Source organism: Burkholderia sp. E168m23 (assembly GCF_016586125.1).
In the GTDB taxonomy this organism is placed as follows: domain Bacteria; phylum Pseudomonadota; class Gammaproteobacteria; order Burkholderiales; family Burkholderiaceae; genus Burkholderia; species Burkholderia orbicola.
Genome location: NZ_BCPP01000214.1, coordinates 1 through 8,225 on the forward strand (window position 1 = coordinate 1; position 8,225 = coordinate 8,225).

Here is an 8,225-nt window from a genome sequence, read left to right on the forward strand (position 1 = left end):
CGCGCTGTTCCGCGCGCGATGTCGCCGCGTCGAGTTCCTTTTGCAAGCGCGCGGCCGCGAGCCGCTCGCGGTCGATTTCCTGAAGCGCCCGCTTCTCCGATGCGCGCAGGCGCTCCTCGGCGCGGCCCGCGTCGTCGCGCAACCGGTCGAGCTGGGTGGTGAAATCCGCGCGGGCCTCGGCGAGCGCGCGGTCGCCCTCCGCGTTGTCGGCCTTCAGGCGTTCGATCTCCGCTTTTAGCGCTTGGTGAGAGGCATCGTCCGCCGCCCTCGCCTGCTCGAGTTCCTGAATGCGAACCTGCGCGGCCAGCAGCGCGGCCGTGCGTTGCTCCAGCGCGGTTTCGGTGCGGGCCAGTTCGGCCTGCAGCGTCGCGACTTCCGCTTGCGCCGCCGCCCGCTCGGCCTCGACTTCCGCGCGCAGCGCATCGAGTGCTGCGGCCGCGTCGGTACTCGACCGGTTCCACAGCGCCGCGACCAGTTCGCCGGCCGCTGCCTGCAGATCGGCCGGCAGGTCCGGATGCTCGATGCGCACCCGGCTCTTTTCCCGCAGCTCGGCCCAGAACTCGCCGAGGACAGCCGTCGGCGTGCTCATGCTGCCCTTGCGAACGAGCTGGTACAGGCGATTCGCCGTCGGCGTGATGCCGAAGCGGAAGAACAGCAGTGCGCAGGCTTCGCGGTACAGCTCGCGCGTTTTCGGAAAGTCGGCCTTGAGACGCTCGATTTCGGCGGTCAGGCGGGATTCGTCGGCGGCGAGATCGGACATGGCGGGCTCTGAGGTAAATTCCGTAAATAATATAACGTAAACCGTCAAATATCCAATCAATCGAATAATTGAATTTGACATTATTTCTATAATGTCGAGATAAAAGATTCCCGGTCTGATATCGGCCCTTCGCGCTGTGCTGTTGGCCGCCCCGCCTTCGCCCAGCTTGGTGCCGAGCAACAACGCCGCTGCAACCGCCTCGAAAAACGTCAACATTGCGCGATTCGAAGCGGGCCACTTTGCGTTGCTTGGCCGGGGCAACGATGGAAAAACGGATGGCCGGCGCTGGCGAATACCTGGTGGTGCGGGTGATGCGCACGCCGCCGCATGCGACGCGGCCGGCCAGATCACGCAGGGCGCGTTGCCCGCGGCGGCTTTGGCGACGGGATTGCCGAACGGTGGGATAACGGCTGGATGATGGGCATCGCGAATCACGTGACGCGCGATGCGGCCGGCGTATCGTACGAAGCACGCGGAATTCGGCCGCACGCGGAATTCGACGTGATCCCGGACGATGCGTCCGACGCCGGTTATGGCCGCGCCGTACTGCGCGCCGCGACATTCGCCGGCGAAGCCGCGCTGTCGCACCGGATGCGGAGCACCATGCGCGCCCTACCAAACCAGCACGCGCGCTGGCGGCCAGAAGCGCGACGGGTCACGGCAGCGGCCTTCAACGGTTTGGCGCGGGCTCCCTGAAGAAATCGAGCAACTGGCGCGTCAGGAAGGCCGGATTCTCGTCCGGCAGCCAATGGCCCGTATTCGGCGCAACGGCTCCGCGCACATCCAGCGCCAGTTCCTTCGCCATGTCGAATTCCTTGGCGCCGTTGCTCTTGTCGCCGGCGAGCGCGAGCACCGGCATCGGGAGCTTGTGCTTCATGAACGCCTTGAACTGCGTCTCGTCCTGCGGGAACGCGCGATAGAGTTCGAACCCGGCGCGTAGCGCGCCCGGCGCCGCATAAGCGTCGGCGTAGACGGCGATATCGTCGTTCGACAACGCGACATGGGCCCTCTTCTTGTAGAAATCGAGAATGTAGGCGTGCTCCTTGCCCGCAATCAGCAGTTCGGCGATATCGCGCTGCTGATGCAATCCGAAATGCCAGATCTGCGGATCGGCACGGGCCTTCGCTTCGTCCCAGATGCGCGTGCCCGGCACCGGAACGTCGAGCATCGCAAGCTTCACGATCTCGGCAGGCCGTTGCGCGGCGTATGCGTACGCCACCATCACGCCGATGTCGCGGCCGACGAGGTGGATGCGCGTCGCGCCGAGTTGGCGAACGAGTGCGCGGATGTCGCCCGCCATCGAGGCTTTGTCGTAGCCGCCGAGCGGCTTGTCGGATTCGCCCGCGCCGCGGTAGTCGACCGCGACGACCCGATATCCCTCTTGCGCCAGCACCGGCATCACGTGACGCCACGTGTACCAGGTTTGCGGCCAGCCGTGCAGCAGAACCACCAGCTCGCCGTCGTCCGGGCCGCCGGTCACGTAATGGAGGCGCACGTCATCGACCTGCGCGTAGCGTCGGCTGAAGCGTCGATCGAAACCGGCCGGCAGGCCGGGCGCCGGCATCCCTGACATCGATGGTTCATTCTGCATGGGTCGTCATCCGTTGCTGTGTCGGTCGCTCAGGCTCTCGACCTGTTTCACGCCCCGGAGCAGCCATGGCCGAAGTTGCCTCGTGAGGAGCGGCATGATGATCCAGGTCAGCGATGAGGTCAGCAGCGCAGAGCTGAGCGCGAGTTGGACAGGACGCTCCAACGCTGGCAGGAGCGCATTCAGTAGGTACGTGATCGACAGCAGGACCGGGTAGACGGCCAGCCACGTCACGAGAAACGTCTTCCACTTCGGTGTAGCGGGCTTGCCGGCGATCGCGAACCACGCATCCATGCCGACCGCGGCGTCGCGATGTTCGTCCGATATCTCGTCGCCCTTCGCAATCAGCTTTCGCCGTTCCCCGGAGGACACCCACGCATGCAGGTGCGCCGGCGAGTCGAAGCGGTAAATCAGGTAGTTGATGCCGCTCGAATCGCTCAGGCGAACGTTTCCGAGGTGCCCCGGGTAACGCCGCGCCGCCGCGTCGATCTCGCGCGCCCAGTGATCGAATTGCCTTTCCCGCCCCGGATGAACGACGCGACTGACGACGATCGTGCTTGACTCACGCATCGTGTCGGACGGGGAAAGGCGTTGGCTGTCGTGCATCGGCTGCTGAAGCGAGTGGGCAATGCGTTTCGTCGCCTGACGGTGTCCGATGGCCGAGGAACTCCCTCGATACGCCGTCTGGGCCAACCTGCCGGGCTGTCGCGAAAGCAAACCACGGTCCTGACCGCACGCCGGCAGCGTCGCTCATCACGCTTTGGTACGCCATTGTGCGGCTTGCGTCGATGGGGCTGCAGCGTCATGCGATGCCGCTGAATTCGCTATCGAACGAACGTGCGCTGTAATTTTTTCAGCGCGATCGAAAGCGGTGAGCGCGGTGGGTTACCGGCCGGCGGATCGTCGTGCGCCGAATCCTGTCCCGGCGCCGTGGTTTCGTCTGTCATTTGCGTGCCACCGTCGGCCGGTAACGTCCGAACTCGTCCCCGATTCCGACAAGCGATCCGCCATGCAGCGCCCGTCGCGCACCACGCCCCACGTTTACGCAGCCACGTCCCGCGCCCTCGCCGTCAGCCTCGCGATCAACCTGCTGCTGCTCGCCGTCGAGACGGCGGCGGCATGGTCCGCGCATTCGTCGGGGTTGCTCGCGGACGTCGCACACGCCGCGATCGACTTGGCGGCCGATGCGCTGATCCTCGTCGCCTGTCGGCTCGACGCGCGCTTGCCGCCGGCACGTCGGCCGACTTACGAGCCGCTCGCGCTCGCGGGCCTCGGTGCGTTGCTGGCCGTAACCGGCGCGCAGATGATCTGGCATGCAACGACCCGGTTCGATACGCCACCCGTCGTGCAGCCGGGCGCGACCGCGCTCGCGCTGGTTGCCGTCACACTCGCCGGCAAGGCCGTGCTGTCGTACTGGATGCTGCGCAAGGCACGCGAGACCGGCTCCGCGCTGCTCGAGGCAAGCGGCTGGCACGTGCGGACCGATGCGCTGTCGTCGTTGCTCGCGGCGCTCGCGATGAGTGCGGCGCTGGTCGGCTTCGGCCGGCTGGACGATCTGGCCGCGTTCGCGATCGGCGCGCTCGTGATTCGCACGGGTGTCGGATTCATCCGGCGCGGCTGTGCGCAGTGGCCGGCACGGGCCGATTGGGCGAATCGCTCGACGCGCGGGTCGTGAACGGGGGGAGCCGAGCCGCTCGTTGATGCTCCGAGACGTCTGATCGACGGCACGGAAATAAAGAAGAGGCTCGCATCCCGCGAGCCTCTTTTGCGTGATGTCGCCATCGCCATGTAGTGCGTGACGCATCGATGCTGCTACCTCTCCGAACGACGCGACACTCCCGAGCAGAATCCACACGAGTGCCGCCGAGCAACGGCCATGGCATACAGCATGGGACAGTTTCGCGCGATCGAGTATCGGGACGTCTTGCATGGCGTGCCACGACGCACACGTATGCTTCGCGGGCGTCGTACGCGACAACCGCAAGCGGGATGATCGATCGGGTTCCGCGTAACAGGTTATTGTTTGTTTTTTGTTAATACAGCCTATGGTTTGTATTTTGACGATACATGTCATAGACTGTATTTTCCGATTACAAACGATCACCTGTCATCTCGCGGAGCGCCCGATGGCTTTTCCTGTCCAGACCCTGACCCAGTTGCGTCCGATCCTCGTCGGCTTCCGCAAATCCGCGGGGCTCACGCAGGCGCAACTGGCCGCTCGCCTCGGCATCACCCAGCAATCTTATGCTCAGCTCGAAGCCAACCCGTCGGCGGTCAGCATCGAACGGCTTTTCAAGGTGATGAACGCGCTTGGCGTTCGCATGATGCTCAGCCTCGACGAGCGGGATGCACCGGCGGAAGCGGCCGATTCGGCTTCCGCTGCCGAACCGGTGGCGCGCCGCAAGCCGGTCGCGGGCAAGCGCGGCACCACGGCCGCCAAAACCCCGACCGGGACCGCCGTCGGCGCTGCGCGGAGGCGCCCGACAGCGACGACTCGGACCACGCCACGCGTCTCGAAGCGGGAGGACTGGTGACGATGGTCGCACGCGCCCGCAGCGACCGGCTCGACCTGTGGATGAACGGCATTCCTGTCGGCTACTGGGAAATCCGGCGCGGGGTCGAGCGTCTCGTCTACCTGCCGGACTGGCTCGATGATCCCCAGGGCCGGCCACTGTCATTGTCGCTGCCCTTCACGCCCGGCAACCAGCCGCACCAAGGCGCGATCGTGGCCGACTACTTCGACAACCTGCTGCCGGACAGCGAGCCGATCCGCCGCCGCATCGCGCAGCGTTACCGGCTCCGATCGATAGCGCCGTTCGAATTGCTCGCGTCGATCGGCCGCGATTGCGTCGGCGCGATTCAAATGCTGCCGCCCGACGAGACCCCGGTCGATCTCGAGGCAATCGAAGGCGCGCCGCTCGACGACGCAGCCGTTGCCGATGTGCTGCGCCACGCGACCGCCACGCCACTGCCCGGCAGCGGAGAACCGGACGGCGACCTGCGCCTGTCGATTGCCGGCGCGCAGGAAAAGACCGCGCTGCTGCGTCAGCGCAACCGCTGGCTGCGGCCGTCGGGCAGCACGCCGACGACCCACATCTTCAAGCTGCCGCTCGGGCGCGTCGGCAACATGCAGGCCGACATGCGCACGTCCGTCGAAAACGAATGGTTGTGCTCGAAGCTTGTCGCCGCGTACGGCCTGTCGGTCGCGCCGTGCGAAATCGGCCGGTTCGACGATCAGAAGGCACTCATCGTCGAGCGCTTCGACCGTCGCCCGTCGCGCGACGGCTCGTGGATCCTGCGGCTGCCGCAGGAGGACATGTGTCAGGCGACCGGCACGCCGTCGGGGGCGAAATACGAAACGGACGGCGGCCCCGGCATCGAGACGATCATGGGCATCCTCGCGAATTCGGCCGACGCTTCGCGCGACCGGATGAATTTCTTCGTCGCACAGCTTGTATTCTGGGTGTTGGCGGCGATCGACGGCCACGCGAAGAACTTCAGCATCGCGCACCTGCCCGGTAATGCATATCGCAGCACGCCGCTGTACGACGTGCTGTCCGCGCATCCGATCATCGGTACGCGCCGCAACCAGATCCCGCCGCGCCGCGCCCGCCTGGCGATGGCCGTCTGCGGGAAGAACCGGCACTACGTGATCGGTGAAATCCAGCCGCGCCACTGGATCGCACAGGGCCGTCGTGTCGGCCTGACCGAAGACAATGTGCGGGCCGCGATGGCGGCCGTCGCAGCACGGACGGAGCCCGCGATTGCCGAAGCCGCCGCGCAGATCCCGCCGGACTTTCCCGCGGACGTGGCAGACGCGATCTTCGCGGGCATGCGTCGGCAAAGCCGCAACCTCGCGGCGGCCGATCCGGCGTGATGAATCGACCGGCCGCGACGGGCTGTCGGTCTTTGCTGCAGTACTTCGACCCTTGGTCGACGGGTAGCCCTGACAGGATCGAAGCAGTTACGTCGTCGCAGATACGGACATCGAATGCCCCCGCGCCGAACCGCTTGCCGGCCGCCGGCGCAGATCGTTCACCCGGCGTCGCGCGCGCGGGCGAGTGCCGCGAGGTTGCCCTCGCCGAACCCGTGGTGCCCCTTGCGCTGCACGATCTCGAAGAAAATCTCGCCGGGGCGGCGTTTGACGAAGGTCTGGAAGAACAGCCTCGGCACGCCGTCGCTGCCGATCTCGCCGTCGACCAGCACCGCGCGGCGGCGCAGCGCGTCGAGATCGACACCATGCGCGGGCAGCCGCGCATCGACGTCGTCGTAATAGCGTGCAGGCGGCTCGATGAACTCGACGCCGTTCGCGCGCAGGGCATCGACGCACGACAGGATGTCGTCGGTGGCCAGCGCGACGTGCTGCACGCCCTCGCCCGGATGGTCGGGCAGGTACGCATGCATCAGGTCGGTACGCCGCGTGCCTTCCTCGTAGACCGGAATCCGGACCGCGCCGCACGGCGACACCATTACGCGCGATTCCTCCGACACATGCCAGTGCGCGTCGATCTGGTGGATCTCGCGAAAATGCAGCAGGTCGTGGTAGAAATCCAGCCACTCCTGCATCCGTCCCGCGCCGACCGTTTGCGTGAAGTGGTCGACCTGCTGCAGGCCGACGCCCGCGCAGTCGAGATCGGTATGCGCGGTCGCGATGTCGATCGGCCGGAAATCGATGTCGAAGATGGAGATGTCGCCGACGCCGCCGCGCTGGCCGTCCCGCCCGCGCCAGCGGTCGACGAAATACAGGTGCGAATCGCCGATGCCCTGGATGGCAGGGATCTTCAGCTCGCCGACGCCGACCTTTTCGCCTTCGAACGCCCATGCTCCGAGCTGGATCGCGCGTTCGAACGCGCGCCGGGCATTCGCCACCCGCAGCCCGATCGCGCAGACGCCCATCCCGTACTCCTCCGCATAGCGCGCGGCGAACGAATCGGGCTCGGCGTTGATCAGGAAATGCATCTGCCCCTGCCGGTACAACGTGACGTTCTTGCTGACGTGCCGCGCGATCGCCTTGAACCCAAGCTGCTCGAAGCGTTGCGCGAGCGCGTCCGGCACGGGCGCCGCGAATTCGACGAATTCGAGGCCGGCCATCCCGAGCGGATTGGCGGCCGGATCGGCGACGGGCGGCGTATCGCTGGACAAGGGGTGGGAATTGCCGGGCATTCCAGTCTCCGGGGGCATGCGGTCGATGGGGAATCGGGCCTGTCGCGTGCGGCATGCGCGGCCGATGTGGCGGCCTCGCCTCCGCCCCGAACGGGCGAGTTGTCGATGCTGCAGATTTTAACCAGATCGTTCACGGCGGCACACCCCGGCCGAACGGGATATCGTCGCACCGCCTAGTGCAAACCCGGAAAGCGTTCGATAATCGCACGGATTTGAACGATAATCGCGCACTTTATCCGATTGGCCAATTGCCGCCGCGCGGTCCGCGCCCTATTCTCCGTTCACCCATCGACTTCAATGCAGCATCGGACGCGGCGCCGCCACGATCCACGATGCGCCGTGCCAGGAGACATCGCCATGACCCCCACCTTCGACACCCTCGACGCCGCCGCCGGCGCCCGTGCGCGCAGCCAGGCCCGCAAGGCCGCGATCGGCAGCTTCGTCGGCGCCGTCGTCGACTGGTACGACTTCCTGCTGTACGGGATCGTCGCCGCGCTGGTGTTCAATTCCGAGTTTTTCCCGAAAGTCAGTCCGACGATGGGCACGCTCGCGGCGTTCGCCACCTTCGGCGTCGGCTTCCTGTTCCGGCCGCTCGGCGGCATCGTGTTCGGTCACTACGGCGACCGGCTCGGCCGCAAGCGGATGCTCGTGCTGACCGTGATGCTGATGGGGCTGTCGACGGTCGCGATCGGCCTACTGCCGGCGTTCTCGACG

The 8,225-nt window shown here is 66.3% G+C and carries 8 protein-coding genes and 1 pseudogene; 5 read left to right on the forward strand and 4 right to left on the reverse strand.

Annotated elements, in window-relative coordinates:
• Window positions 1–760: DNA-binding protein (locus JMF90_RS13510; protein WP_201325158.1), on the reverse strand; the 760-nt coding region annotated here is incomplete at its 3' end.
• A gap of 414 nt (window positions 761–1,174) precedes the next feature.
• Here JMF90_RS13510 and JMF90_RS13515 point away from each other — a divergent pair.
• Window positions 1,175–1,456 (forward strand): hypothetical protein, encoded by a 282-nt coding sequence (locus JMF90_RS13515; RefSeq protein WP_011547697.1) that lies wholly within the window; start codon window positions 1,175–1,177, stop codon window positions 1,454–1,456.
• Here the strand turns inward: JMF90_RS13515 and JMF90_RS13520 are convergent.
• Window positions 1,431–2,351, reverse strand: coding sequence for an alpha/beta fold hydrolase (locus JMF90_RS13520; RefSeq protein WP_011547698.1), 921 nt, complete (start codon window positions 2,349–2,351; stop codon window positions 1,431–1,433). The genes JMF90_RS13515 and JMF90_RS13520 overlap by 26 nt on opposite strands.
• A 6-nt stretch (window positions 2,352–2,357) precedes the next feature.
• Entirely contained in the window at window positions 2,358–2,954 is a 597-nt protein-coding gene (locus tag JMF90_RS13525; protein ID WP_011547699.1) for a membrane protein, read from the reverse strand.
• A 403-nt stretch (window positions 2,955–3,357) separates the two neighbouring features.
• Between JMF90_RS13525 and JMF90_RS13530 the strand changes: the two genes are divergently transcribed.
• From JMF90_RS13530 to JMF90_RS13540, 3 genes are all read left to right on the forward strand, one after another.
• Window positions 3,358–4,023 (forward strand): cation diffusion facilitator family transporter, encoded by a 666-nt coding sequence (locus JMF90_RS13530; RefSeq protein ID WP_011547700.1) that lies wholly within the window; start codon window positions 3,358–3,360, stop codon window positions 4,021–4,023.
• A gap of 451 nt (window positions 4,024–4,474) precedes the next feature.
• The gene (locus JMF90_RS13535; RefSeq protein WP_011547701.1) at window positions 4,475–4,882 is read left to right on the forward strand and encodes a helix-turn-helix transcriptional regulator; all 408 of its coding nucleotides are present in this window, start codon (window positions 4,475–4,477) and stop codon (window positions 4,880–4,882) included.
• Window positions 4,883–4,884: 2 nt separating this feature from the next.
• Window positions 4,885–6,225, forward strand: coding sequence for a type II toxin-antitoxin system HipA family toxin (locus JMF90_RS13540; protein ID WP_011694736.1), 1,341 nt, complete (start codon window positions 4,885–4,887; stop codon window positions 6,223–6,225).
• Between the two features lie 158 nt (window positions 6,226–6,383).
• Here the strand turns inward: JMF90_RS13540 and JMF90_RS13545 are convergent, their stop codons facing one another.
• The gene (locus JMF90_RS13545; protein ID WP_011547703.1) at window positions 6,384–7,511 is read right to left on the reverse strand and encodes a 4-hydroxyphenylpyruvate dioxygenase family protein; all 1,128 of its coding nucleotides are present in this window, start codon (window positions 7,509–7,511) and stop codon (window positions 6,384–6,386) included.
• Window positions 7,512–7,868: 357 nt separating this feature from the next.
• On the opposite strand from JMF90_RS13545, the pseudogene JMF90_RS13550 reads away from it, so the two are divergent.
• A pseudogene (locus JMF90_RS13550) lies at window positions 7,869–8,225 on the forward strand (MFS transporter); the annotation flags it as partial.